This is a genomic window from Burkholderia sp. HI4860 (genome assembly GCF_002223045.2).
Lineage (GTDB): Bacteria > Pseudomonadota > Gammaproteobacteria > Burkholderiales > Burkholderiaceae > Burkholderia.
Genome location: NZ_NKFO02000001.1, coordinates 1,974,063 through 1,999,235, shown reverse-complemented (window position 1 = coordinate 1,999,235; position 25,173 = coordinate 1,974,063). Strand labels below are relative to the sequence as shown.

Sequence of the window (25,173 nt, the reverse complement as noted above, 5' to 3'; positions counted from 1 at the left end):
GCACGGCCCGCGTCGCGGACCACCGGCAGCCGCGCGGCCGCGCATCCGCGCCGTTCAGGCCGCCTGCAATTCGAACGGGAACGTGACGTGCCCGATCTCGACACCCTGCGTATTGAGCATCCGCGGCCGGTGGAAGCCGGCCAGCGGCGCGCGCTGCTCGGCCGTGCCGATCTGCAGCCGCTCGAGCAGCTCGCTGACGACCATGTAGAGCACGTCGAGATTGCCGTCCTCGATCTTCACCGAGATGCCGAGCGCGCCGTCGGCGCCCAGCGCCCGCGTGCGCTCGGACGCCCGCACGCCGATCCCGTAGCACGCATCGGCGCCGAGCTTGCCGACCACCTGCCCGTCGAACGCGTTCATCAGCACCGTGCAATAGCGCCCTTCGCCGGCAACCAGCTCCGGATACGCGGTCATCGCATGATGAATGCGCGCCAGCGCGCGCACGCGACCGGTGATGTCGCCTCCGCCCGCTTCCACCGTGTCCGCCCCGTCGGCCAGCGACGCGTAAAGCCGCGCGAGCCGGTCCAGCGAAAACGCCGGCGTCGGCAGGTTGCATCCGTCGATGCCCCACTCGACCTCGTCGTCGCGCAGCCCACACGCATCGGCCACCACGTGCTTCACGCGCAGCTGCATCGGATGCTCGGGCAGATGGTAATCGGCGATCGCGGCGCCGATCGCCTGCGCGCCGGCCAGCATCCCGACGTGCTTGCCCGAACAGTTGCTGCACACGCCGGTCGGCGTGTAGTCGCGCTTGATCCACGCGCGGTACACCGCGTCCGACAACGGCGGATGGCCGCCGCACCGCAAGTCCGATTCGTGCGCGGCGACCTTGGCGAGCATCGCGCGCGTGCGTTCGATGTGCCGGTCCTCGCTGCTGTGCGACGCGCACATCAGCGCGATATCCGCATCGTCGAAGCCGAAGCGCTCGGGCGCGCCCGTCTCGATCACCGACAGCGCCTGCGCCGGCTTGGCCGCCGAGCGCGCGAGCGTCATCCGGAACGGATCGCCGAACCGGGCCAGCAACCTGCCGCGTGCATCGACCACCGCCACATGGGCGACGTGCGTGTTCTCGATCGCATCGCCTCGGTACGTGACGACTGCTGCGCGTTGGGTGTCCATCGTGTGTTGTCTCCATGCTCGGGGCCTGCTTGCCGGGGCCCGTCCAACCGGTACGGCAGTGTATCGAGTCCCCGCCGCCGCGCATTGGCCGGTGATGGAAAGTGGTGTTGCACGCCACGCAAAGGCAATCCGTCCCCCACGAAAGCCTGACCAAATTAGTACAAAACCCATTCGATCGTTTACAGAATTAGTACCAATCCGTACAATTGCGACCGCAAACGCGAATCATACGCATTTACATTGACGTTTTCCGATATTCCGTGCTGCCGCCCGACATCGAGAAAACGCGCCCGCTCACCGAATTTTCTGCTGCCTCTCGATATGCCCGCCCAGTTCAAGACGAGGCCTCGCGCCCTCGTGTCGGCGCTGACCTGCTCCGTGTTCCTGACCCCGCTGCTCGCTTCCGCCGAAACCGCCCCTGCACCCGCCCCCGCCGCCGATCAGCCGGCCCCGTCCGCCGACGTGCAGGCGACGCTCCCGACGATCAACGTCAAGTCGACCGCGCCGTCGGACATGCAGGTGAAGCGTTCGCCGTCGTACAAGTTCACCGCGCCGCTGCTCGACACGCCGCGCTCGGTCACGGTGATCCCGGAGCAACTCATCAAGGAAAAGAACGTCACGTCGTTCGCGGACGCGCTGCGCACGGTGCCGGGCATCACGTTCCTCGGCGGCGATGCGGCCGCGAACCCGTCGGCCGATCGCCCGGTGATCCGCGGCTTCGAATCGCGCAACTCGATCTTCGTCGACGGGATGCGCGACTCGGGGCTGCAGAACCGCGAAACGTTCGCGGTCGAGCAGATCAGCGTGATCAAGGGCCCCGATTCGGTCTACGCGGGCCGCGGCTCGGTGGGCGGCAGCATCGACATCGTCACGAAGACGCCGAAGAACGACAACTTCATCAACAGCAGCATCGGCTTCGGCACCGACGGCTACAAGCGCGCGACGGTCGACGCGAACCACAAGATCAACGACACGACGGCCGTGCGCCTGAACGTGATGGGTCACGACGCGAACCAGGCCGGTCGCAACGACGTGTACAACAAGCGCTGGGGCGTCGCGCCGTCGATCGTGTTCGGGCTGAACACGCCGACCACGGTCACGGTCAGCTACTACCACATGAACTCGTACGACATGCCGGACTTCAGCGTGCCGTTCCGTGCGTCGGGCGGCACGCCGGTGCCGACCGATCGCGGGCAGTTCTTCGGGCTGAACACGCGCGACTACCGCTACGGGCAGACCGACACCGCCCAGGTGCGTGTCGAGCACAAGCTCAATGACGACTGGAAGCTGAAGAACACGACGATGTTCGGCCGCTCGACGCTCGATTACGTCGCGACGAACCCGCAGATCCTCGCGTCGAACCCGGCCATGCTGAGCCTGCAGGCGAAGAGCGGCAAGTACGCGCTCAACGGCTTCTCGAACCAGACCGAAGTGACCGGCAGCGCCAGCCTGTTCGGCATGAAGCACACGATGACGGCCGGCGTCGAGTTCAGCCATGAGCAGGCGCGCTACGAGGGCTACCTCGTGTCGGATTCGGCCGGCAACAACATCCGCTCGGGCGGTCCGTGCTCGGTGGCCGGCAACTGCACGCCGCTCGCGGGCGGCTGGAACCCGAACATGCCGTGGACCGGCAACATCGTGCTGAATGGCGACAAGGGCTTCCCCGGCGCGACGACGAACACGCGCACCGACACGGTTTCCGCGTACCTCTTCGATACCGTGAAGCTGTCCGAGCGCTGGCAGTTCAACACGGGGCTGCGTTTCGACCGCTATGACACGACCGGCAAGCAGGCCGGCGTGGCCGACCTGTCGAACACGTCGAACCTGTTCAGCTACCAGTTCGGCCTCGTGTTCAAGCCGGTGAGCAACGTGAGCCTGTATGCGTCGTACGGCACGTCGTCGAACCCGCCGGGTTCGAACGGCGGCCTCGGCGGCGGCACCGACCAGATCACCGCGACGAACCAGGATCTCGCGCCGGAACGCTCGCGCAACATCGAGATCGGCGCGAAGTGGGATGTGCTGCAGGATCAGCTGTCGCTGACGTCGGCGCTGTTCCAGACCGAGAAGACCAACGCACGCGTGAGCGACGGCCTCGGTCACACGGTCAACGCGGGCAAGCAGCGCGTGCGCGGCGTCGAATTCGGCTTCGCGGGCAACCTGAGCCCGAAGTGGCACGTGTTCGGCGGCTACTCGTACCTGAACGCGATCACGACCGACGCCGGCCCCGGCAGCCCGGGCGCATCGGGCCTGCCGATGGTGATGGTGCCGAAGCACAACTTCACGCTGTGGACGAGCTACGACGTGATGCCGAAGCTCACGCTCGGCGCGGGTGCGACGGTGATGAGCCAGACCTATGCGTCGGTATCGGCGACGACGAAGAAATGGACGCCCGGCTACGCACGCTTCGACGCAGCCGCGACGTGGCGCGTGAACAAGACGATGGACGTGCAGCTGAACGTGCAGAACCTGTTCGACAAGAAGTATTACTCGAGCGCGTATCCGATCTACGCGACGTGGGCGCCTGGCCGTTCGGCGATGGTCACGCTCAACTTCTATCAGTAACGCGGTTGGCGGCGGGCGGGCGCGATGCGCCCTTCCCCGCCGCGCTCACCACGGCAGCGAGTATGTCTTCACGTTCGTGAAGCTCTTCATCGCTTCCTGCACGCCTTCCTTGTAACCGAGCCCCGAATCCTTCACGCCGCCGAACGGCGTCAGTTCGAGCCGGTAGCCCGGCACCTCGCGCACGTTCACGCTGCCGACTTCCAGCTCGGTGATGAAGCGCGTGATGTGATCGAAGCGGTTCGTGCAGACCGACGACGACAACGCATAGTCGGTGCTGTTCGACATCCGGATCGCTTCGTCGATGTCGCGAAAGCGCATGATCGGCGACACGGGGCCGAAGGTTTCGTATTTCACGAGCGGCATGTCGGGCGTCACGCGATCGATCACCGTCGGCGAATACAGCGCGCCGCTACGGACGTTGCCGACCAGCAGCCGCGCGCCGCGCGCGATCGCGTCGTTCACCTGCTGCTCGCAGAATTTCGCGGCGGCCTCGTCGATCACCGTGCCCATGTCGACCGATGGATCGGACGGATTGCCGTACGACCACGCACGCGTTTTCTCGACCACCAGCTCCGTAAAGCGATCGGCCACCGCCTCATGCACGAGCATCCGCTTGATTGCCGTGCAGCGCTGCCCTGAGTTCTTGTACGAACCCGACACCGCGAGCGTGCTCGCTTCGTCGAGATCGGCGTCTTCCATCACGATGATCGGATCGTTGCCGCCGAGTTCGAGCACCGCACGGCGATAGCCCATGCGCGACGCAATCGACTTGCCGATCGATACGCCGCCCGTGAACGTGATGAGATCGATCGCCGGGTTCGTGATCAGCTCGTCGGCAATCTCCTTCGGGTCGCCGGTGATGACCTGCAGCATCTGCGGCGGCAGGCCGGCTTCGTACAGGATGTCCGCGAACAGGTAGCACGACAGTGGCACCTTCTCCGACGGCTTCACGACGATCCGGTTGTTGGTGGCCACCGATGGCACGATCTTGTGCGCGACCTGGTTCATCGGGTGATTGAACGGCGTGATCGCCGAGATCACGCCGAGCAGCGGATCGCGCTGCGTGTACACGCGGCGCTTCTTGCCGTGCGGGGTCAGGTCGCACGAGAAGATCTGCCCGTCGTCCTTCAGCACTTCACCGGCACCGAACGTCAGCACGTCGGCCACGCGGCCGGCTTCGTACGTCGAATCCTTGATGCACAGACCAGACTCGGCCGTGATCAGCGCTGCAATCTCGGCGGTGCGCGCACGCACGATGTCGGCCGCACGGCGCAGGATCGCCGCGCGATCGTGGCGCGTGAGCGTCGGCCGATAAGCGCGTGCAACCGCGAAGGCACGCCGCACGTCGTCCAGCGTCGCCTTCGGCACGGTGCCGACCAGCGCGCCGTCGTACGGGTTGCGCACTTCGATGACCGCGTCGCGCCACACGCGCTGCCCGTCGATGCGCAGCGCTTCGTTCCGCACGTCGGATGCGGGAATCGGCTTCAGGACCGTGCTCATGTCGTCTCCGTCTTGATGCAGCGTGATCGTGGTCACGCTTTCGGTTAGCGCACCACGACCAGCCCTTCGTATTCGAGGCAGCGGCACAGCGTCGCCCAGGCCGGCGTATCGGGCCATTCACGCGCGCGAGCATCGATGCGGATCGGCCGCCCGAATTCGCGCGACGCGCAGGCCAGCAGCGTGTGCGCGATGCCGCTGCGCCGATACGCGGGTTCGACGTACAGCCGCGTGAGCGACGGCGATCGCATGGCACCGCCACTGTCGTCGTCGATACCGAGTTCGCCGATCGCCTCGTCGTCGCGATACGCGATCGCCGTCGCACGTGCATCGTCGAACACGATGCGGATCACGCGCTCGCAGCGATCCCTGAACACGACGACGTGCATGGCGCGCCTCTCCCTGGCATCCCGTTGCAGGCGAACGCGATGCGCGCACGCCTTCCTGCGCCCGCGAACCGGGGACTAATCCGGATCGTCCAGCGGCGACGGTTTGAGTATCGTCTTGCCTCGTCGGCGCGCAGTAGTGCCAGACGGCACCTTTCATTGAGTCCACATCCGCGGCGCGGCGCGCGTATTCTCGCGACATCGCGCCCCTCGCGGGCCGCACGCACGCCACGCGCACCGCCTCGCGTTTCCCGTACCGATCACAGGAGGAAGCATGCCGAGTCGTACCCCGACCGCCTTATGGGCCCAGCAGTTCCGGCGGTCGTCGGCGTCGAGCCTGCAGGACCAGATCCGGCGGATGCTCGTGGCCGCGATCCTCGACGGCCAGCTCGCGCCCGATGCCGCGCTGCCGTCGAGCCGCGAGCTCGCCGACCAGCTCGGCGTCGCGCGCAACACCGTCGTGCTCGCGTACCAGATGCTCGTCGAAGAGGGCTACCTGATCTCGCGCGAACGCAGCGGGCACTTCGTGAACCCGAAGATGCTCGAGGGCGTGCCCGGCTTCTCGGCCGCAAAGCCCACTGAGCAGCCGGGCGGCAGCGAAGAAACACCAGGCCGCCCCGCATGGGACAAGCGCATCGCGCATCCGCCGTCGAGGCAGCGCAACATCGTGAAGCCAGCGAACTGGCAGCATTACGAATATCCGTTCATTTACGGGCAATTCGACCAGTCGCTGTTTCCGACCAACGACTGGCGCGAATGCTGCCTGAAGGCGCTGTCGGTGATGGAGATCCGCAACTGGGCGCCCGACCTGATCGAACGCGACGACGAATCGCTGATCCAGCAGATCCGTACGCGCGTGCTGCCGCGGCGCGGCGTGTTCGCGATGCCGGACGAGATCGTCGTCACGAACGGCTGCCAGCAGGCGCTGTACCTGATCGCGGACCTGCTGTGCGGCAAGCACACGACCGTCGGCTTCGAGAACCCCGGCTATCCGGATGCGCGCAACATTTTCGAGAACCGCAACGCACGGCTCTTGCCGCTGCCCGTCGACGGCCACGGGATCGCACCCGACGCGCTCGGCGCGACGCTCTCGCGCTGCGACTACGTGTACGTGACGCCGAGCCACCAGTGCCCGACTACCGCGACGATGCCGGTCGAACGCCGCCGCGCACTGCTCGATTGCGCGCAGCAGCATGACTTCGTGATCATCGAGGACGACTACGAGAGCGAGAACACGTTCTCCGGCACGCCGCATCCGGCGCTGAAGAGCCTCGATACGGCCGACCGCGTGATCTACGTCGGCAGCCTGTCGAAGACATTCGCGCCTGGGCTGCGGCTCGGCTACGTGGTCGGGCCGCGCGAGCTGATCCGCGAACTGCGCGCGCTGCGGCGGCTGATGGTGCGCCACCCGGTTGCGTATATCCAGCGCGCATTCGCGACCTTTCTCGCGCTCGGCCATCACGACGCGCTGCTGCGCCGGCTCGCGCATGCGTACAGCGAGCGCTCGCAGGCGCTGATGGCCGCGCTCGATGCGCACTTGCCGGAAGCGCGCTACGTGCCGGTGACGGGCGGCGCGTCGTGCTGGGTCGAGGGGCCGCCGTGGCTCGATGCGACGCGCCTCGCCGCCGATGCACAGGAAGCCCGCATCCTGATCGAGCCGGGCAGCGTGTTCTTCATGAACGATGAAGGCGACGCGCGGCGCTGCTTCCGGATGGGGTTTTCCGCGATCCCGCTCGAGCGGATCGAACCGGGCGTGCGGGCGCTCGCGCAATGCGTGCGTTCGCAAAGTCCGGGGGCCTGACCGGCGGCGAAAAGGCGACGTGCGCCGGTGCGGCGGAGTCACCTCGAAGCACGCATGTTTTGCGCGCTGCAGCTGGAAAAACCGTTTCAACGATCGGCCGCGAGTCATCCTGCAGCGTGACTCACGGCCACATGCGTGCTGACCGCCTCGTCGGGTATCGATGAACCGCAGACGTGAACACAAGACGCATCGCGTCGACCGGCAGGTGATGTTCCGCTGCCTCATCGAACTCCGCCTACGCCACTCGCTCCCACACGCCGATACAGTGCGACTTCAACACGACGTCGCCTGAATTCATTGCGTTTCGATTCGTTTAGTAAATCCAATAAAAACATTACAACTCTCCAAATCCGATTGACAACGGATTCGTCCAAATCCTAGTGTTACGACGCTGAAAGACGGCAACAAGCGACGACGCAGCAACGGTTCGATCGACTGGATTGCCAAAGAAAAAAGTGCGTGGACAACCGGAGGGGCGATCATGATTCGATTCACGACGCTCGCGGCAATCCTGGCCGCGGCGTGCGCATTGAGCGGGTGCGGAGGCGGTGACGGCAGCGACGGAACCGCGGCGTCGGCATTGGCGGCACGCCCGTCGGATGCCGCGGCCGATACGACCAATCTCGATGACAACCGCAACCTGTCGTTGACGCAGTATGTCGATCCGCTGATCGGCACGCTCGCGAGCAATTCGCCGAACCCGGTGCCGGCGGGACAGGCCGGCAGCGTCGAACCGGCCGCCGGCCTGCCGTCGGGCATGGTGCAGTGGGCGCCCGACACCAACACCACGCCGGCGCCGAGCAACAGCCAGGAGCCGAACTCGCCCGCCGGCTACTACTACGACATCCACTCGATCCAGGGTTTCAGCCTGACGCACATGCCGGGTGCCGGCTGCAGCGGCAACAACGGCGAATTTCCGGTCATGCCGACCACCGACCCGACGCAGCTCGCGCCAACCTTCAGTCATGCGAATGAAACGGCCAGGCCCGGCTACTATTCCGTGCTGCTCGACTCGCAGATCAAGGTGGAGCTGACCGCTACGCTGCGCACCGGCTTCGGCCAATTCGCGTACCCGGCCGGCAAACCCGCGCTGCTGGTGCTCGATGCGACCCGCACCAACACCAAGACCTCGACCACCGGCGCCATCACGCAGGTTTCCGACAGCGCCATTTCCGGCAGCACGATCGGCGGCGGTTTCTGCGGCAACTCGGTGCCGGTGCCCGTCTACTTCTACGCCGCCTTCGACCAGGCCTTCACGTCGGCGTCGATTTCGCACGGCGTGGCTCAACTGGGCTTCCGCTCGGGCCAGACGGTCAGGATGAAGATCGGACTCTCCTACGTCAGCGTCGCCAACGCGAAAGCCAACCTCGACGCGGAAAATCGCGGCTGGGACTTCGCGGGTGTCCGTGCGCAGGCCGACCGCATCTGGAACGACCGCCTCAACAGCATCCGCGTGGCGGGCGGCACGCTCGACGCGAAGAAGAAGTTCTACACGGCGCTCTATCACGCGCTGTGGGCACCGAGCATCTTCAGTGACGTGAACGGCCAGTACATCGGCTTCGACAACACCGTGCACCAGGTCGCCAGGGGCCAGCAGGCCCAGTATTCGTCGTTCTCGGGCTGGGACATCTACCGCTCGCTGATCCAGCTGAAGTCGATCCTCAACCCGTCCGAGACCAGCGACATGATCCAGTCGCTGATCAACGACGCGGACCAGTGCGGCGCGATTCCGCACTGGGTCAACGACAACGTCGAGGACGGCGTGATGCCGGGTGACGCCGGTTCGCTGATCGTCTCGAACGCGTATGCGTTCGGCGCGCGGCGCTTCGATACGCGGTCCGCGCTGCATCACATGGTGAAGATGGCGAACATCCCCGGCACGGCCTGCAACAACGTGACCACCAACGGCGGTCGCGCGAGCTACCTGCAGACCGGCTACATCACCAACGGCGAGTGGGGACAGGCTTCGTCCACGCTCGAATACACGAGCAGCGATTTCGCGATCTCGCGCTTCGCCGGCGCGCTCGGCGATACCGCCACGCAGCGCATGCTGCTGAGCCGCTCGGCTTACTGGCAGAACCTGCTCAATACCGCGCTGACGCCGCCGCTGATCGCGGCGCGCCAGTCGAACGGCGCGTGGATTCCCGAGACGCCGAGCAGCGGCGACAACTACGTGGAAGGCAATGCCGAGCAGTACACGTGGATGGTGCCGTACAACGGTGCCGGCCTGTTCGCGCAACTGGGCGGCAATGCGGCGGTGACGTCGCGGCTCGACCAGTTCTTCACGGTGCTCAATGCCGGCCTGAGCCTGCCCAACTTCTACATGGGCAACGAGCCGACCTTCGAGGTGCCCTGGCTCTACAACTGGGCCGGGCAGCCGTCGGGCACGCAGCGCGTGGTGCAGCAGATCCTCGCGAGCGCGTTCGGCACCGGCCCCGACGGCTTGCCGGGCAACGACGACCTCGGCGCCGTGTCGGGCTGGTATGTGTGGGGTGCGCTGGGCCTGTATCCGCAGATCCCCGGCGTGGCGGGCCTGGCGATCGGCAGCCCGCAGTTCCCGCAGATCGATGTGCGACTCGGCAACGGCCGCACGTGGCGGATTCGTGCCGAAGGCGCGCCCGCGTCCAGCTATGTGCAGTCGCTGTCGATCAACGGTCGCGCGCACGATGTGCCGTGGGTCGCCTACGACGACATCGCGAACGGCGCGACGCTGCACTTCGCGATGGGCAGCGCGCCGTCGCAATGGGGCAGCCGGAAGCAGCCGCCGTCGTTCGGCGTGCCGGTGGCGGTCAACGCGGTCGACAGCTACAACAATCGCGGCTTCAGCGCGGACGGCGCGACCAATGCCGACGGCCAGGGCGCGGACTTCGACGGCAGCCTGTTCAGCTACTCGCTGAATGCGCTGGCAGCGGCGGGCGTGCAGCCCGGCAAGCCGTTCGCGGTGGCCGGCGCGAGCGTGGCGGTGGCGGGCGGGCCGCTCTCGCTCGACAACACCGTGACCGTCGGCCAGACCGTGATGCTGCCGCCGGGATCGGCCGGCACTGGCGTGGTGGTGCTCGGCTCGGCCAACAATGGCCCGAGCAGCGGCACGGCGCAGCTGAATTTTGCGGATGGATCGAGTCAGGCCGTTACGCTGGCTTTCGACGACTGGACGCTGAATGGCGGCAGCGCGCACGCCAGCGCGGCGATCGCCGTCACGATGGCGTACCGCAATTCGGGCAGCGGCCAGCAGGACAACGTCAAGACCTATATCTTCGCGCAGAAGATTCCGGTGCCGCCCGGCAAGGTGGTGACGAGCATCGTGCTGCCACGGCAGGTGAGCGCCGGCAAGATGCATGTGTTCGGGATCGGGATGGCGGCTTCCTGATGCCCGCCTGACCGTCGGGGATGCATCGGGCCTTCCGATGTATCCCCTCGCCGGCCGGCGCTGCTGCCGTGCGGTCTCCGAGACGACTGCACCTTCTTCGGCACTGAAGAGCCTCGATACAGGCAGCCGCGTGATCTACGTCGGCAGCCTGTCGAAGCCGTTCGCGCCGGGTCTGTGGCTCGGCTACGTGGTCTGGCCGCTCGATCCGATCTGCGAACTGCGTGCGCTGCGGCGGCTGATGGGGCGACATCCGGTTGAACCGGAACCACTGAACATCACAGCCGAATGCATAAAAGGCCGCGACCACTTTCTACTAAGGAAACGCTGATCAATGGACCAACTTCCGAAGTTGCAGGCGAGATGGCTTCAAATTTTCTGGATGACGAAGCGAATCGGCGCTCAATTCAGTGAATTTGGCGCGTAAGCGAGCCTCCCCTGCTCGCATTTTTCATACGCATGACGGACTGCTCCCATGGACCGATCGCAACAGATTTCGCGCAATCACCAGATTCGCCAGAGCGAACAGGCTGAACAGTTGCGCGGTGTTCTTGGCCAAGCCCTTGTATCGGGTCTTGCGATGCTGAAACAGATTCTTGACGATATGAAACGGATGCTCAACCCGCGAACGGATCTGCGCCTTGGTTCGCTCGAGCGCGATCACCAGGTCCTTCAGCGCTCCTTCTTGCATCGCCTTGATCTTTCCCCGCCTGGCAGCGACGTGCCACTTCACGGCCTTGCCCGCCATTTCCTCGCGCTTGTCGACGCCAATGTAGCCCGCGTCGGCGAACACCTGCTCTTCATGCCCGTGCAGCAGGGCATGAGCTTGCGATACATCCGACACGTTGGCCGCCGTGCCAACCACACTGTGAATCAGGCCCGAGTCGGCGTCGACGCCAATGTGGGCTTTCATGCCAAAGTGCCATTCGTTGCCCTTCTTCGTTTGATGCATTTCCGGGTCACGGCTCTTCCCGGCATTCTTGGTCGACGGCGGCGCTTCAATGATCGTCGCGTCAACCAGCGTGCCTTCCTTCATCATCAGCCCACGCTCGCACAGCGAGATGCCAATCTCGTCGAACAACTTCCGTGTCAGTTCGTGTTCGATCAGCAGGCGCCGGAACTTCAACAGCGTGGTTGCATCAGGCACGTTCTCGATCGCCAGATCGATGCCGGCGAAGGCTCGCAGCGTGATGCTGTCATACAGCGCGTCTTCCAGTCCTTCGTCCGACAGTCCGTACCACTGTTGCACGAAGTAGATTCGCAGCATCCGCTCAAGGCCAATCGGCGGGCGACCTCGCGTGCCCTTCGGATAGTGCGGTTCGATGGCCGACAGCAAGCGCTGCCACGGAACGACCTTCTCCATCTCTTCCAGGAAGCGTTGGCGCCTCGTCACTCGCTTCTTGCCTGCAATTTCCGCTTCCGCGAAGCCGATCTGCCTCTTCATCGTCGTGGGTCCGTTCCGTGAGCTGTCTTCTAAACGTCCTCGGCTACGTCTGCGATGACCGCCGAGCCGAATAAATCAGCGTTTCCCTAACGCATGTAGACTGCCTTTAGAAGCTCCCCGCCATCAACGGTGTAAATATATGTCACCCCACGTCCATTCTTATACATCCCTTTGTCCGCAACCTCAAACGGCACTCCGTTTACCTCATAAGCCGGACGAGGGATAAATGAAATTGCGACCAATCTTTCGTCCCTCCCAAAATCAATCGAGACGTTGTAATTCTTTAGAGACCACTCACCTTTTGAAAACTTTCGGAATTCAGCCAAAGCCAAGCCAAACACTTCGAAACATTCGCCACTGCAAGAGACATCGCTTGGATATCTAGCGGCCAATTCAAGAACATCATCTTTGCTGTAGCTCACAAGTGCCTCCCATGACTGTATAAAACTTGACCTTACCACTTGACGTACCTAGGCACGAACGACGGCACTCCTTCTTGAGCGTTGTAAGAGCACTGACTTCTTTACCTCTTCTTGATAAACCATCGCCGTTGAAGTCATCCCCACTTGGATTTGATATTCCAACAACTTCTCCGTTAGACCCCGTCACGGAATAATCTCCATGAGTACGACAATTGCCTACAATAGTCGCCCCCTTCGGCACTTGCAGTAATGCCAAAGCAGGGGGTGAAGGTTCAGCTCTACCAGGAATTGGAACAGAATAGTCGAGAAGTACCGTCCAGCCTTTTCATAAAGCAGACCACCGAATTCCTTGTTCATCCCAATTAATCAATTATCTCAATACATCTCCCTACGTCGACACGCCTTGCAAGCAACTCTTCAATCTGCCCAACCCTCAATAGCCTCTCCTTCTCCATCGCCACCACGTCATCTGAGTTATTTTCAATATAGCCGGCCAAGCACGCCACTATGCTTTTGTTTTTCAATCTTTCACCTATAAAATCAATCAATTGACGCCTAGCACCCTCCCCCTCTCTTTTGAACATATCATTTGCAGTCTGACGACTCCAATCCGTTACGAGCGCCGCCACCCTTTCCTTGCCCTCATACAATACATTTACCCACCCACCAAAAATCTCCGAAGGAATGGAAAATTTCCCAACGGATAAGAATCCGCTGTAGTCCGTTGAATTTGAATTATTTTTTTCAAAATAAACCAAAAAATAAGACATCACGATTCCTATTTTTTCGGATAGAAGATATGCGCATCCCCGCTCACACCTTCATGATTATTTGGATGAACGTGCGGCAATCTTCCTTCCGTACTGCCAGTAGCCCTGTCCGGGTGAGCATCATGCTTCATCAATATGCCACATGCACACCGCTTACCCAGGCTTATAGCTTCACCACGATTGTCTGCATACACGTCTCCGCCTCTCCGCACACGAGAAATTGCTTGCTTGTCGGTAAGATCTCGCCCTAATTTGACTCGCTCAGCAGTTCGCGTCGCGACTCGGTAGCCCATTAAACCAAGCGGATCGATCCAGGTCGTTGGGTCCGGCACGTATATATATGCGTTGGTACCGCCTCGCAGACCAATCGGATCCTTGCTAACGAACCGCCCACTACCCGGATCGTAGTACCGATGCGGCTTGTAGCGCAGCCCCGTCTATATGCTACGAACCCGAATCCCATATCACGAAGGATGACAATCGCGGCGCACAGTATCGTAACCGCATCGCGTCTCTGCGTAGTTCGTGGCGCGCCTTTAGCGGCAAGGCGCGACGGCGCCCGCTGTGGGTTGAAAGGAGCAAAAACTGCTCTGAGTCGTACTCATAGCGGCTCAATCGGCGTACGAAGCTTCATGTCCTTCTTTACCCCTATCAGATACTTATCCACCTTCGACACCTTGATCTCATCCAAGGTTGCCGGTCGCCATTCACATTCATCATTCCAGGGCAGGTCAGGGCTTAACGCCTCACTCGTAAGCTCATATCGCTTCCCATAATTTGCAAATCGTCAATTTCAAGCCGATTCTCTTGCGGAAGTGGGCCAACCAAATAAAAGCCAAGTTCAGCGATTTCGCGCTCCAACCGATCTATCTCTACAAAGAGTTGATTGTTTGCGGCTTGCTCAAATTCCGTGAAGAGTTGTTCATACGAGCAGAAATGCGGATCAGGGGCAAAGTTTCCGAGCATGACTATCCCATCGGCAGAAGTCACTGTGACCTCTCCTGCAAAATCTCCACTGCCATCGTTCAAATAGAACTTCATCATCGTGGGCACCCTGTGGTTTTCCCAAGTGCTTCGGGCAACCCCTTGAGGTTCTCATCGCTGAAGCCGTCTGCGCCGCCAGGATGAATGATTCGAGCATGATTTGGAAATTTATTAGTCGGGTCCTCAATAACATCGAACCCAACTCCTCGGATGGCATCTGCCATACCTGATGCAACAGTTTCTGTTGCCTTCTGCAAACCCGTAGCCTTCGGAAAGGCATCCCTCATCTGTTGAGCTGCAGCGCAGGGACAACAACCATGTAGGACGGATATACCAGGGGGATTGAGCTTCTTTTCCGGCTCTTTCAAGCGGAGGTTATCAATCGAATTACCCCCAATCCGATTGACCTTCGTGGCCCCAGGAAGAGGCTACCAGTCAGCCCAAGCGGATCGATCCAGCTTGTCGGCTTCGGCGCGTACTGCCACGCATTCGGCCCACCTTGTAGCCCGATCGGATCCTTTGATATGAACCGCCCACTCCCCGGATCGTAATACCGATGCCGGTTATAGTGCAGCCCCGTCTATACGTCACGCTCCCGCATCGCCCAAATCGCAACGAACGATGACTGTGGCACGGAATGCAACTCTCGTCATAGTCTCGTCACGACACGTCCCGATCGGCGGCACTCTTGCAGCGGTAGGGCGTTGAGGAATTACCGCAAGGTCGTAAGGCGCAAACGTCGAACCAGATCGTACTCATACCGCTAGTCCGCCATCAACGATTCTTTGTGCCGCCGCCTCAATATTCCTCCGGGAAACGCTCTCAACAACCACGACGTTATGCATATAAAAAAATCCGCTATCGCGAACGCCATCAGTTGCATCTTGTGCGAATCTAGCTGTATCGTAAAAATTCAGCGTGACATCACCCTCCTCAGAGGTTACGAGAACACCTTCCAAAAATCCTTTTTCTTCATGCTCAAATTCTGCAAGATCGTCATACCAACCAGGGTACTTAATTTCCATTTTACGCATTATTTACCTCTCACTTTACCTTGATATTCCCCAGAGCACTTTTGTAGTCACCTTCTGCCATGGGATTTGCCGGCATTATTTCAAAGTGTGCGGGATCCTTACCCCGCTGAATTATTTTCAAATCCTCCGAAACAGATTCAGAGTCAACCTCATGAGGTACGAATCCTCGACAGGAGCAACTATCCGGGTTATCGAAAACAGATACTCCATGGGTAGGCTGGACATTGCCATCTCGCACCTTGTACTCTCCTGGCCTCGGTTCAAACGATGGCTTACTCCCAGCCTTGGCTCCTCGATAATATTTCGCCAAACCGTATGGATCGATCCACTGGACTGGGTTCGGCGCGTACTGCCACGCGTTCAGCCCACCTTGCAGCCCGATCGGATCTTTTGATATGAACCGTCCGCTACCCGGATCGTAATACCGATACCGGTTGTAATGCAGACCCGTCTCATGATCGAAGTACTGCCCCTGGAAGCGGATCGGGTTCCGAACACCCGCCTTGCGAGCCGCCTCGCTGATCACCTCCTTCGCTTCACCCCACGCTCGATAACGCGCGCTCCACGCAATCTCACCCTGCTCGTCCGTCACCTCCTGCGGCGTGCCGATCTGGTCACACTGGTAATAGCCGATCCGCCCAAACGCCACCGGCCGGTTCGTGCGACTCCACAGCGGGTCCCGGTCGATGTCGTAATGTTCATCATAGTCCGGCCGTCCGTGTATCCACGGATGAAGCTTCAAGGACGATGGATCGAGCACGCGGGATTCGAAGCAGGGCAGCGCGTAATGGTCAACGTCGAACACGGACCGTTGACCATTACCTCCGTATGAAAGAAAGTCCGCGCAAGCAGCTTTTCGTTCTTCAAATCACTTAAGATCTAAATTTTTTCCGACGTAATAGCCGGTCATCATATCGATTACATCCTCCAGAATGTCGGCATCCTCATCTCGATCGACACTCCTTAGAATCTGATCGACCTCATTAAATTCTTTCAATATGTCCAATTTTCCAACACCAGCATCATTCAAATCAATCACGAGCTGCCTTAGCGACTCCTCTGGGGAAGACTGAGAAAGTGCCACCTCAATTTTGTCTTTGATTGCTGGCTTCATTTTCGAATAACTCTTTTCCAAAGCGACTTAGTCTTCGCAAGACGAGTGGGTAACTCACATGCACAAACACCTTCCGCCGTTTTTATACTCGCATGAGTACTCACACCCTTCCCATCTTCATCATGTACCAATCCATGTTGTGCGAGATCGTCACTATCAATGCTGTACATTCCTGAATTCTTTTGGGTTCCCCCAAAATCAGCGGGACGACGATGAGGCTGAATGTTCTCGGGCACTAAGTCTGTCGACATTCCTGCTTCGCCTGGTCGAACACCGAGTGAATTTGCTGCGTTCATGCCATTTTCTGTCGGTCCAGAATAAACCACCGGGCCACCATCACTATCAACGGTCATTCCACGATAGAGTATCTTGCCCACCAGTCCCAACGGGTCAATCCACAGCACGGGGCTCGGCACGTATTGATAGACGTTGATGCCGCCCGCCAACCCGATCGGATCCTTGCTGATGAACCGTCCGCTACTCGGATCGTAGTACCGATACCGGTTGTAATGCAGCCCCGTCTCATGATCGAAGTACTGCCCCTGGAAGCGGATCGGGTTCCGAACACCCGCCTTGCGCGCCGCCTCGCTGATCACCTCCTTCGCTTCACCCCACGCTCGGTAACGCGCGCTCCAAGCGATCTCACCCTGCTCGTCCGTCACTTCCTGCGGCGTGCCGATCTGGTCACACTGGTAGTAACCGATCCGCGCAAACGGCACCGGCCGGTTCGTGCGACTCCACAGCGGGTCCCGGTCGATGTCGTAATGTTCATCATAGTCCGGGCGTTCGTGCAGCGGAATCCATCCCGCATGCGTCGCCTGCACCATCGGCACGAAGCTGTTCGGCTCGTACACATAGTGCGTCGTGCGGCCATTGCCACCATGCTCGCCCTTGCCGCTCTCCCACGCCAGCGTATCGCCGTCCCATCCATATAGCGTCAGACCATACCCGTACTCCGCATTGAGCCGTGCCGTCTCGATTGCATGGTAGTCGCTACCGTCGAGCGAACTGACCCGAACCCGCGCATTCGATTCCTTCGCCATCCGCCGGCCTAGCGCGTCGTACCAGTAACGCACGCTCACCTTGACGGTATCGAACCGAACGAGCCGATCGAAGCCGTCCCACTCGAACCATGCCTGATCGCCATTTTTCCGACGTTCGATCAGGTTGCCGTATTCGTCCCACCTATAGTGCGTGCCCGCATACTCGCGTAGCAGGTTGTCCAGCAGCGCCGGGCGCCCCAGGATTCGACTCGAATACCCCGGTATGCCGCGTGCAGGATCAGCCTCGAAGTGCCGCGTCTGCGCGTCGTCCAGCAGGTTGCTCGCCGGATCGAATGCGAAGGTCTCCTCACCCAGCATGCCGGTGGCCGCCACGAGTCGACCCACCGGATCGTAGCGATAGGTCCGCATGCCGTTCTGCGTGTCCTCGATCCGTTCCAACTGACCCGCGCGGTCGTAGGTGTAGCTGCGCTGCATGAGCCGCTTTCCGCCCGGCGTTTCGCTCCGGGTCACCTTCAGCTTCTGGCGTAGAAGCCTTCCCGCCGCATCGTATTCTTGCGTCTGGGTCAGGCCATTGCCCTGCACCCGCTCGATCTCGCGATGCAACGCGTCCCGTTCGATCTGCACCAGTTCCGTGTCATCGAGCAGCACGCCGTGCACATGGCCGCTGCCGTAGGTCAGAACCGCCACCCGGTGGCCGTCTGGGCGGATCGTCGCCACGCGCTCGTTCAGCACGTCGTATTCGTGGCGCCACACCGCGACACTCGCTTTCTTCAGAAAGCGGAAGTGCTGGTGTTCACGCGTGACATTGCCGGCTTCGTCGTGGAACCACTGCAGGCGGCTCGCGTCATTCTCCGCAAGGACCATCTGGCCGTTGCCGTTGTACGCGAATCGCTCTTGCTCGCCGTATTTCCACTGACGGGCGTCCGCGTCCCATTGCCCTGTCTGGCGCGACGTCAGCCGGCCAACCGCATCGAAGCCAACCACCGTGACCCGATGTCCCTTCTCCCCGCTCAGCACGTCTTGAAGCACACCCGAGGCCGGATCGTACCGGTAGCGGGTCGTCTTGCCATCGAAACCCGTTTCGGCCAGCAACCGGCCCACCGGATCGTACGCAAACGACGTCTCGCGACCGTTCTCGTTCGTCAACGCTTCCAGGCGACCCAGCTTGTCCCATCGATAACCCAGCGACTCGCCATTGGCACCCGTGCGCGCGGCGATCAGGCCCGCGCGCGTATAGCGCCATTCGGTTCGTCGCAGCAGCCCGTCTACGTGAGCCAGCAGCCGCCCTTCCGCATCCCGCTCGAATTGCTCGACGACGCCATCGGGACGAACCACTTCGGCCAGTTGCCCTTCGGCATAGCGATACTGCGTCACGCTCCCCGCTGCATCGGTGAATCGCTCCAGTTGCCCGCGTCCGTTGTACTGCCATCGGCTCGTCTTGCCCGAGCAATCGCTATATGACGTCAACTGGCCGGTCGGGCTGTAGGCAAGCTGCTTCTTTCCGCCCTTCGCATCGACGATTTCCACCGGCTGGCCGAGCGCGTTGTTGACGTATTCCGTCTTGTTGCCGAGCGGATCCCAGACGAACTGGATTTTCACGCGCGCGTAGCCGTCGATCCACATGGGCTGATTTTCCGGACCGACCACCACGGCGGTTTCCGGCCCGCATGGCGGCTTTCTCTGCAGAGGACTCCGGAAGACGGCATTCGCCGGCTGGACCACGAAATCGGTGACGCAGTGGTAGGGTTCGCCGCCCGTCGCCTGATCGTTGTTGCGAATCTCGACCCGCGCGGCAATCACCAGAAACTCAGTGTTGGTCGCCTTCTGCGGATGCCCCTCGACACGAAACGTATGGCCCACGGCCAGCCCGCGCAGATTGCCCCGCCCGTTCGCGCGCCTGCCTTTGCAGCGCTCCGCATCGACACGGACGCCGGCCAGGTACCGGGCTTCCCGAGCCGTATCATTCGGCGTTCCGGACAAACCCATCGTGCCGGCCAGCGGCTGCGAATAGTCGCCCCACGCATAATGCTCGGCATTGTCGAACGCAATCTCGCTGTACCGGCTCACCGAGTTCGACAGCTTTGCCCGAGACTGTGTCGGATCGTAATCGACCACGCTGGCTGCTCCCGGTGTCAGCAGCCGCGAGACTTTCAATTCGTGGATATGCTCTTCGTCGATACGTGCGCCAGCAGGTGCCCGATAGAAGATCGAGTCGTACATGTTCCCGTGCGGGTGATGAGCGCCCGGGGAGTCGCACAGCACCAGCGTCGAGCCATCCATGAAGTAGTAGATGCCCCATTCGCTCCACAACCGGGCCAGGAAGTCGAAATCCGATTCCCACACCTGCCGCACATAGTCGCGTGCCGGATAGCCGCCGCCCAAGCCGATGGCGCCGAGCCGCCATTCGTACTTGAATGGATAAAGGCTCGAATCCAGCACGGCTTCCGTGATCTGGACGACATTCTGGTTCTGAAAGATGCGATTCTCGCGATTGAGCGTCGCGAGCCACAACCAGGGCCGCACCTTCATTTCGTAATAGGCGTACCGATCATCCTCGCCGGTCGACACCAGTTCGGCGATCAGCCCCGTCACCTCGCGCTTGCCGGCGCCCAGATTGCCCTGCCCCGCTTCGCCGGCCACGCCAGGAACGAACGTCCCCTTGCCGTCGAACTCGATCGAAATGGTCAGCTCGGTACCCACCAGCTTGTCGGGCTCGATACGATCACGCGCCTTGTAGACGGGTAGCGCCGGCACGCTCAACGTCCTGAGCTCGAGCGTGAACGTGGAAAGCTTGCCAAGTGTTTCATCGCCAAGGAGTTTGATCGGCAGAAGAATCGGCTGCCCGGCAAATTCGGGGAGCGCAACGCCGGATATCGACACAACACGGGACTGCGCGGGTGAATACATGACTTCCTCGTCTCTTTCAGCGCAGGACTCCTATTCGTTTCACACTCGAGTGATCCGTGAGTTTGCGCTGATGGGTCTATCCGGATCGAAGCAATGCAGCCACTGGAACGTACGAGGCTCGTGCCTTGCGCATCGTCCACACGCTCCGATTCCGTGCAAGACGTCCGACAATGCAGCCGTCTGCGATTCGATAGATGCTATCCGCAAAATCCATCCCAAAAAACACCCGGAAGATCTACGGGGCAAGACACCATGCTGCACTTGTGATCCAACAATTAGAAAAATGTGAAGCAGGCCATCCTCCGCCACCCTGCAGATAAGCATTGGGCTCTGGCCCAAGCGAATCCCCCCCACTGGCGCTACCGCCAACAACGAGCGCTCACTAACGTGTCGATACCGCGTGCCGCATGCGCGCCAGCGCCTTGCGCACCGCTCACCATTCGACAGGAGACACGTTATGGCAGATACGCTCACCGCCCCCGTCACGGCCGCCACGCTCGCGGCATTTTCCGACGCCTTCAACCGGCACGACGCCAATGCATTGATGGGCTTCATGACCGAGGACTGCGTGTTCGACGCGGCCGGCGGCCCCGACATCCACGGCACGCGCTTCGTCGGCCGTGACGCGGTACGCGCCGCTTTCGAAGCCGTGTTCAAGACCTTCCCCGACGCGCACTGGGGTCACGGCCGCCATTACATCGCCGGCGAGCGCGGCGTCTCGGAATGGGTGTTCACGGGCACGCACGCCGAAGGCTGGCGCATCGAGGCCGAAGGCTGCGACCTGTTCGAATTCCGCGACGGGCTGATCGCCGTCAAGCGCGCCTTCCGCAAGGAACGGCCGAAGCAGCCGGCCTGAGCGCAGCGGCCGGGCCACCGTGTCCCACGCGCATTTTGAAACGAATCGATTCATTTCATTCCACATTCCCCGGCAGCGGGCGGAATGACTTGACCGGCCTTCCCCAGCAAATAGCATCTGGAACAAGACGTTCCGTTAATTGAACAATCGGAGACAACCCATGAGCGAACAATCCACTTCCCTGCGTGCATCGGCGAACGGTCCGCAGGACATGACGCCGTCCGAAGCCTTCGTCGAGACCCTCGCGGCCAACGGCGTGACCGACATGTTCGGCATCATGGGCTCCGCGTTCATGGATGCGATGGACATTTTCGCGCCGGCCGGCATCCGCCTGATCCCGGTCGTGCACGAACAGGGCGCGGGCCACATGGCCGACGGCTATGCGCGCGTATCGGGCCGCCACGGCGTCGTGATCGGCCAGAACGGCCCCGGCATCAGCAATTGCGTGACGGCGATCGCGGCCGCGTACTGGGCGCACAGCCCGGTCGTGATCGTCACGCCGGAAGCCGGCACGATGGGGATCGGCCTCGGCGGTTTCCAGGAAGCGAACCAGTTGCCGATGTTCCAGGAGTTCACGAAATACCAGGGCCACGTCACGCACCCGGCGCGGATGGCCGAATTCACCGCGCGCTGCTTCGACCGCGCGCAGGCCGAGATGGGCCCGACGCAGCTGAACATCCCGCGCGACTACTTCTACGGCAAGGTCAAGGTCGAGATTCCGCAACCGCGCCGGCTCGATCGCGGCGCCGGCGGCGAACAGAGCCTGGACGACGCGGCCGCGCTGATCGCGCAGGCAAAGTTCCCGGTGATCATCTCGGGCGGCGGCGTCGTGATGGCCGATGCGATCGAGGAATGCAAGGCGCTCGCCGAACGGCTCGGCGCACCGGTCGTCAACAGCTACCTGCACAACGACTCGTTCCCGGCGAACCATCCGCTGTGGTGCGGCCCGCTCGGCTACCAGGGCTCGAAGGCGGCGATGAAGCTGCTGTCGCGCGCGGACGTCGTGATCGCGCTCGGCTCGCGCCTCGGGCCGTTCGGCACGCTGCCGCAGCACGGGATGGACTACTGGCCGAAGGACGCGAAGATCATCCAGATCGACGCCGATCACAAGATGCTCGGCCTCGTGAAGAAGATCTCGGTCGGCATCTGCGGCGACGCGAAGGCCGCGGCGATCGCACTCACGCAACGTCTCGAAGGCCGCACGCTCGCGTGCGACGGCTCGCGCGGCGAGCGCGCCGACCAGATCGCGACCGAGAAGGCCGCGTGGGAAAAGGAACTCGACGACTGGACGCACGAGCGCGACGCGTACAGCCTCGACATGATCGAGGAACAGAAGCACGAGAAGCCGTTCAGCGGCGGCCAGTACCTGCATCCGCGCCAGGTGCTGCGCGAGCTCGAGAAAGCGATGCCCGAGGACGTGATGGTGTCGACCGACATCGGCAACATCAACTCGGTCGCGAACAGCTACCTGCGCTTCAACAAGCCGCGCAGCTTCTTCGCGGCGATGAGCTGGGGCAACTGCGGCTATGCGTTCCCGACGATCATCGGCGCGAAGGTCGCCGCGCCGCACCGTCCGGCCGTGTCATATGCGGGTGACGGCGCGTGGGGCATGAGCCTGATGGAAACGATGACCTGCGTGCGTCACAACATCCCGGTGACGGCCGTCGTGTTCCACAACCGTCAATGGGGTGCGGAAAAGAAGAACCAGGTCGACTTCTACAACCGCCGCTTCGTCGCGGGCGAACTCGACAACCAGAGCTTCGCGGCGATCGCGCGGGCGATGGGCGCCGAAGGGATCACCGTCGACCGCCTCGAGGATGTCGGCCCGGCGCTCAAGCGCGCGATCGACATGCAGATGAACCAAGGCAAGACCACGATCATCGAGATCATGTGCACGCGCGAACTCGGCGATCCGTTCCGTCGCGACGCGCTGTCGAAGCCGGTTCGCATGCTCGACAAGTACAAGGACTACGTGTAACACCGCGTCGCCGACGCAACCCGTTGCCGGCCGCGCGCCCCTCTCGCGCGGCCGGCCCTCCGGCCGGACGCCGTGCCCCGTGCGGGCCGCCGCACCCGGCCGTTTTTTCTTTTCTTACCCGAGCGAACGATGAAAGCCCTCGACCGCATTCTCGACGCCGCGCGCCGCCAGCCGATGCGCATCGTGCTGTGCGAAGCCGACGATCCGCGCGTGCTGCAGGCCGCCGCGCGCGCGACCCGCGACGGTATCGCCCGCATCGTGCTTGTCGGCAACCGTGCGGCGATCCACGCGGCGGCCGCGCGCGACGCGATCGATCTCGACGGCATGACGCTCGTCGATCCGGCCACCGCCACGCAACGCGATGCCTATGCCGACACGCTGCATGCGCTGCGCAAGAACAAGGGCATGACGGCCGCTGCCGCGCGCGACGCGATGCTCGACCCGCTCTGCCACGCGAACCTGATGGTGCGGCTCGGCGACGCGGACGGTTCGGTCGCGGGCGCCGTGCATGCGACGGCCGACGTCGTGCGCGCGGCAATCCAGCTGATCGGCGTCGATCCGGCGTTCCGGATCGTGTCGAGCTTCTTCCTGATGATGCTGTGCGAACCATTCCACACGATCAAGGGCGGGCTGATCTTCTCCGACTGCGCGCTGGTCGTCGATCCGGACGCCAATCAGCTCGCCGAGATCGCGATGGCCGCCGCCGACAGCGCGCACGCGTTGCTCGGCGAGGAACCGCGCGTCGCGATGCTGTCGTTCTCGACGAGCGGCAGCGCGCATCACGCGGCGGTCGACAAGGTGACGGCCGCGACCGCACACGTGCGCGAACTCCGCCCCACCCTCGCGATCGACGGCGACGTGCAGCTCGACGCGGCGATCGTCGCGGAAATCGCCGAGCGCAAGATCGCGCATTCGCAGGTGGGCGGCCACGCGAACGTGCTGGTGTTCCCGAGCCTCGAAGCCGGCAACATCGGCTACAAGCTCGCCGAGCGGATCGGCCGCGCGAAGGCCGTCGGCCCGCTGCTGCAAGGCTTGCGTCGGCCCGCGAACGACCTGTCGCGCGGCTGCAGCGCCGACGACGTGTATCACGTGATCGCGGCAACCACCGTGCAGGCGCAAGCGGCCGCGCAGCGCGCCGCAACCGGCGAGGCCGCACACGCATGACCGCCGACAAACTGGCGATCCTGATCGCGGTGATCGGCGCCGGCAGCTATTTCCAGACCGTCACCGGCTTCGGGCTCGGGATGATCGTGATGGGCGCGACGAGCGGCTTCGGGCTCGCGCCGCTTGCGACCGTCGCCACGCTGATGAGCGTCGTGTCCCTCGCGAACGGCGCGACCGCGTTGCCCGGACGGCTGCATCACATCGACTGGCGCGCGGTCGGCGCGGCGACGCTCGGCATCCTGCCGTCCGTCGTCGCGGGCGTGCTGCTGCTCGAATGCCTGAGCCGCTCGGCGGCCGACCTGCTGCAACTGATCCTCGGCGCGGTCGTGCTGTACGGCGGCCTGAGCGCGGCGCTGCGCCCCACGCCGCTCACCGAGCGCTCCGACAACCGCAGCTTCTTCGTCAGCGGCCTGTTCGGTGGCTTGCTGAGCGGGATGTTCGGCGTGTCGGGGCCGCCGCTGATCTTCCAGTTCTACCGGCAGCCGCTGACGCTCGTGCAGATCCGCTGCGCGCTGATCGTGCTGTTCACGACGACTTCGGCCACGCGCGTGCTGTACAGCGCATGCGAAGGCCAGCTCGATCGCGACATCTGGCTGCTGGCCGCGATCGCGACGCCGGTCGTGATGCTGACGACGGTGGCCGCCCGCCAGTACCCGCCGCCGCTGTCGCCAGTCGCGCTGCGCCGGCTTGCGTTCGGCGTGCTGATGGCGATCGGCCTCGGGCTGATCGCGACGTCGTTGCCGCCGTTGCTGCGTCGCGCTTGACGT

At 62.5% G+C, this 25,173-nt stretch carries 19 protein-coding genes and 2 pseudogenes; 8 read left to right on the top strand and 13 right to left on the bottom strand.

What is annotated here, in order from left to right; genetic code table 11:
- Nucleotides 1-54: 54 nt before the first annotated feature.
- Complete coding sequence (locus CFB34_RS08910) at nucleotides 55-1,119, bottom strand: asparaginase (protein WP_089442833.1); 1,065 nt, start codon at nucleotides 1,117-1,119, stop codon at nucleotides 55-57.
- 321 nt (nucleotides 1,120-1,440) lie between these two features.
- Between CFB34_RS08910 and CFB34_RS08905 the strand changes: the two genes are divergently transcribed.
- A complete protein-coding gene (locus CFB34_RS08905) occupies nucleotides 1,441-3,681 on the top strand; it encodes a TonB-dependent receptor (protein ID WP_089442834.1) in 2,241 nt (746 codons plus the stop codon).
- 45 nt (nucleotides 3,682-3,726) lie between these two features.
- Here CFB34_RS08905 and phnY read toward each other — a convergent pair whose 3' ends face one another.
- Nucleotides 3,727-5,181: a phosphonoacetaldehyde dehydrogenase gene (gene phnY / locus CFB34_RS08900; RefSeq protein WP_089443358.1), complete on the bottom strand. Its 1,455-nt coding sequence runs from the start codon at nucleotides 5,179-5,181 to the stop codon at nucleotides 3,727-3,729.
- 44 nt (nucleotides 5,182-5,225) lie between these two features.
- Complete coding sequence (locus tag CFB34_RS08895) at nucleotides 5,226-5,567, bottom strand: GNAT family N-acetyltransferase (RefSeq protein ID WP_089442835.1); 342 nt, start codon at nucleotides 5,565-5,567, stop codon at nucleotides 5,226-5,228.
- Between the two features lie 271 nt (nucleotides 5,568-5,838).
- Here CFB34_RS08895 and CFB34_RS08890 point away from each other — a divergent pair, with 271 nt between their 5' ends.
- The 3 genes and pseudogenes from CFB34_RS08890 to CFB34_RS08880 all read left to right on the top strand — a co-directional run.
- A complete protein-coding gene (locus CFB34_RS08890; RefSeq protein WP_089442836.1) occupies nucleotides 5,839-7,365 on the top strand; it encodes a PLP-dependent aminotransferase family protein in 1,527 nt (508 codons plus the stop codon).
- A gap of 481 nt (nucleotides 7,366-7,846) precedes the next feature.
- Nucleotides 7,847-10,732, top strand: a complete 2,886-nt coding sequence (locus CFB34_RS08885; protein WP_089442837.1) for a GH92 family glycosyl hydrolase — start codon at nucleotides 7,847-7,849, stop codon at nucleotides 10,730-10,732.
- Nucleotides 10,733-10,832: 100 nt separating this feature from the next.
- A pseudogene (locus tag CFB34_RS08880) lies at nucleotides 10,833-10,988 on the top strand (PLP-dependent aminotransferase family protein); the annotation flags it as partial.
- A 192-nt stretch (nucleotides 10,989-11,180) separates the two neighbouring features.
- Here CFB34_RS08880 and CFB34_RS08875 read toward each other — a convergent pair.
- From CFB34_RS08875 to tssI, 10 genes and pseudogenes are all read right to left on the bottom strand, one after another.
- Nucleotides 11,181-12,173 carry an IS5-like element ISBmu2 family transposase gene (locus CFB34_RS08875; RefSeq protein WP_006412423.1) on the bottom strand — a complete coding sequence of 331 codons (993 nt, stop codon included), beginning with the start codon at nucleotides 12,171-12,173 and terminating at the stop codon, nucleotides 11,181-11,183.
- An 86-nt stretch (nucleotides 12,174-12,259) separates the two neighbouring features.
- Entirely contained in the window at nucleotides 12,260-12,595 is a 336-nt protein-coding gene (locus tag CFB34_RS08870) for a hypothetical protein (RefSeq protein WP_143329513.1), read from the bottom strand.
- Nucleotides 12,596-12,957: 362 nt separating this feature from the next.
- Nucleotides 12,958-13,365: a hypothetical protein gene (locus CFB34_RS08865; RefSeq protein WP_143329514.1), complete on the bottom strand. Its 408-nt coding sequence runs from the start codon at nucleotides 13,363-13,365 to the stop codon at nucleotides 12,958-12,960.
- Between the two features lie 8 nt (nucleotides 13,366-13,373).
- Nucleotides 13,374-13,796, bottom strand: a complete 423-nt coding sequence (locus CFB34_RS08860) for an RHS repeat-associated core domain-containing protein (RefSeq protein WP_089442840.1) — start codon at nucleotides 13,794-13,796, stop codon at nucleotides 13,374-13,376.
- Between the two features lie 307 nt (nucleotides 13,797-14,103).
- Nucleotides 14,104-14,409: a hypothetical protein gene (locus CFB34_RS08855; RefSeq protein WP_143329515.1), complete on the bottom strand. Its 306-nt coding sequence runs from the start codon at nucleotides 14,407-14,409 to the stop codon at nucleotides 14,104-14,106.
- 304 nt (nucleotides 14,410-14,713) lie between these two features.
- A complete protein-coding gene (locus CFB34_RS08850; RefSeq protein WP_089443359.1) occupies nucleotides 14,714-14,923 on the bottom strand; it encodes an RHS repeat-associated core domain-containing protein in 210 nt (69 codons plus the stop codon).
- Between the two features lie 181 nt (nucleotides 14,924-15,104).
- On the bottom strand, nucleotides 15,105-15,383 hold the full coding sequence (locus CFB34_RS08845) for a hypothetical protein (protein ID WP_143329516.1): 279 nt from the start codon (nucleotides 15,381-15,383) through the stop codon (nucleotides 15,105-15,107).
- Nucleotides 15,384-15,687: 304 nt separating this feature from the next.
- A pseudogene (locus CFB34_RS08840) lies at nucleotides 15,688-16,017 on the bottom strand (RHS repeat-associated core domain-containing protein); the annotation flags it as partial.
- 234 nt (nucleotides 16,018-16,251) lie between these two features.
- The gene (locus CFB34_RS08830) at nucleotides 16,252-16,497 is read right to left on the bottom strand and encodes a hypothetical protein (RefSeq protein ID WP_089442842.1); all 246 of its coding nucleotides are present in this window, start codon (nucleotides 16,495-16,497) and stop codon (nucleotides 16,252-16,254) included.
- Nucleotides 16,494-20,408, bottom strand: a complete 3,915-nt coding sequence (tssI, locus tag CFB34_RS08825; RefSeq protein ID WP_089442843.1) for a type VI secretion system tip protein TssI/VgrG — start codon at nucleotides 20,406-20,408, stop codon at nucleotides 16,494-16,496. Before tssI ends, CFB34_RS08830 begins: the two co-directional genes overlap by 4 nt.
- A 457-nt stretch (nucleotides 20,409-20,865) precedes the next feature.
- Between tssI and CFB34_RS08820 the strand changes: the two genes are divergently transcribed.
- From CFB34_RS08820 to CFB34_RS08805, 4 genes are all read left to right on the top strand, one after another.
- On the top strand, nucleotides 20,866-21,264 hold the full coding sequence (locus CFB34_RS08820) for a nuclear transport factor 2 family protein (protein ID WP_069251257.1): 399 nt from the start codon (nucleotides 20,866-20,868) through the stop codon (nucleotides 21,262-21,264).
- Nucleotides 21,265-21,424: 160 nt separating this feature from the next.
- Entirely contained in the window at nucleotides 21,425-23,242 is a 1,818-nt protein-coding gene (gene xsc, locus CFB34_RS08815; RefSeq protein WP_089442844.1) for a sulfoacetaldehyde acetyltransferase, read from the top strand.
- A 129-nt stretch (nucleotides 23,243-23,371) separates the two neighbouring features.
- Nucleotides 23,372-24,406, top strand: a complete 1,035-nt coding sequence (gene pta / locus CFB34_RS08810) for a phosphate acetyltransferase (protein ID WP_089442845.1) — start codon at nucleotides 23,372-23,374, stop codon at nucleotides 24,404-24,406.
- Entirely contained in the window at nucleotides 24,403-25,170 is a 768-nt protein-coding gene (locus CFB34_RS08805) for a sulfite exporter TauE/SafE family protein (protein WP_089442846.1), read from the top strand. The genes pta and CFB34_RS08805 overlap by 4 nt, the downstream gene beginning before the upstream one ends.
- Nucleotides 25,171-25,173 lie beyond the last annotated feature (3 nt).

What these genes read in the sequence shown, in the direction of transcription:
- CFB34_RS08910 (WP_089442833.1), bottom strand. Translation starts at nt 1,119, where the DNA reads ATGGACACCCAACGCGCAGCAGTCGTCACGTACCGAGGCGATGCGATC.
- CFB34_RS08905 (WP_089442834.1), top strand. Translation starts at nt 1,441, where the DNA reads ATGCCCGCCCAGTTCAAGACGAGGCCTCGCGCCCTCGTGTCGGCGCTG.
- phnY (WP_089443358.1), bottom strand. Translation starts at nt 5,181, where the DNA reads ATGAGCACGGTCCTGAAGCCGATTCCCGCATCCGACGTGCGGAACGAA.
- CFB34_RS08895 (WP_089442835.1), bottom strand. Translation starts at nt 5,567, where the DNA reads ATGCACGTCGTCGTGTTCAGGGATCGCTGCGAGCGCGTGATCCGCATC.
- CFB34_RS08890 (WP_089442836.1), top strand. Translation starts at nt 5,839, where the DNA reads ATGCCGAGTCGTACCCCGACCGCCTTATGGGCCCAGCAGTTCCGGCGG.
- CFB34_RS08885 (WP_089442837.1), top strand. Translation starts at nt 7,847, where the DNA reads ATGATTCGATTCACGACGCTCGCGGCAATCCTGGCCGCGGCGTGCGCA.
- CFB34_RS08875 (WP_006412423.1), bottom strand. Translation starts at nt 12,173, where the DNA reads ATGAAGAGGCAGATCGGCTTCGCGGAAGCGGAAATTGCAGGCAAGAAG.
- CFB34_RS08865 (WP_143329514.1), bottom strand. Translation starts at nt 13,365, where the DNA reads ATGTCTTATTTTTTGGTTTATTTTGAAAAAAATAATTCAAATTCAACG.
- CFB34_RS08855 (WP_143329515.1), bottom strand. Translation starts at nt 14,409, where the DNA reads ATGATGAAGTTCTATTTGAACGATGGCAGTGGAGATTTTGCAGGAGAG.
- CFB34_RS08845 (WP_143329516.1), bottom strand. Translation starts at nt 15,383, where the DNA reads ATGCGTAAAATGGAAATTAAGTACCCTGGTTGGTATGACGATCTTGCA.
- CFB34_RS08830 (WP_089442842.1), bottom strand. Translation starts at nt 16,497, where the DNA reads ATGAAGCCAGCAATCAAAGACAAAATTGAGGTGGCACTTTCTCAGTCT.
- tssI (WP_089442843.1), bottom strand. Translation starts at nt 20,408, where the DNA reads ATGTATTCACCCGCGCAGTCCCGTGTTGTGTCGATATCCGGCGTTGCG.
- CFB34_RS08820 (WP_069251257.1), top strand. Translation starts at nt 20,866, where the DNA reads ATGGCAGATACGCTCACCGCCCCCGTCACGGCCGCCACGCTCGCGGCA.
- xsc (WP_089442844.1), top strand. Translation starts at nt 21,425, where the DNA reads ATGAGCGAACAATCCACTTCCCTGCGTGCATCGGCGAACGGTCCGCAG.
- pta (WP_089442845.1), top strand. Translation starts at nt 23,372, where the DNA reads ATGAAAGCCCTCGACCGCATTCTCGACGCCGCGCGCCGCCAGCCGATG.
- CFB34_RS08805 (WP_089442846.1), top strand. Translation starts at nt 24,403, where the DNA reads ATGACCGCCGACAAACTGGCGATCCTGATCGCGGTGATCGGCGCCGGC.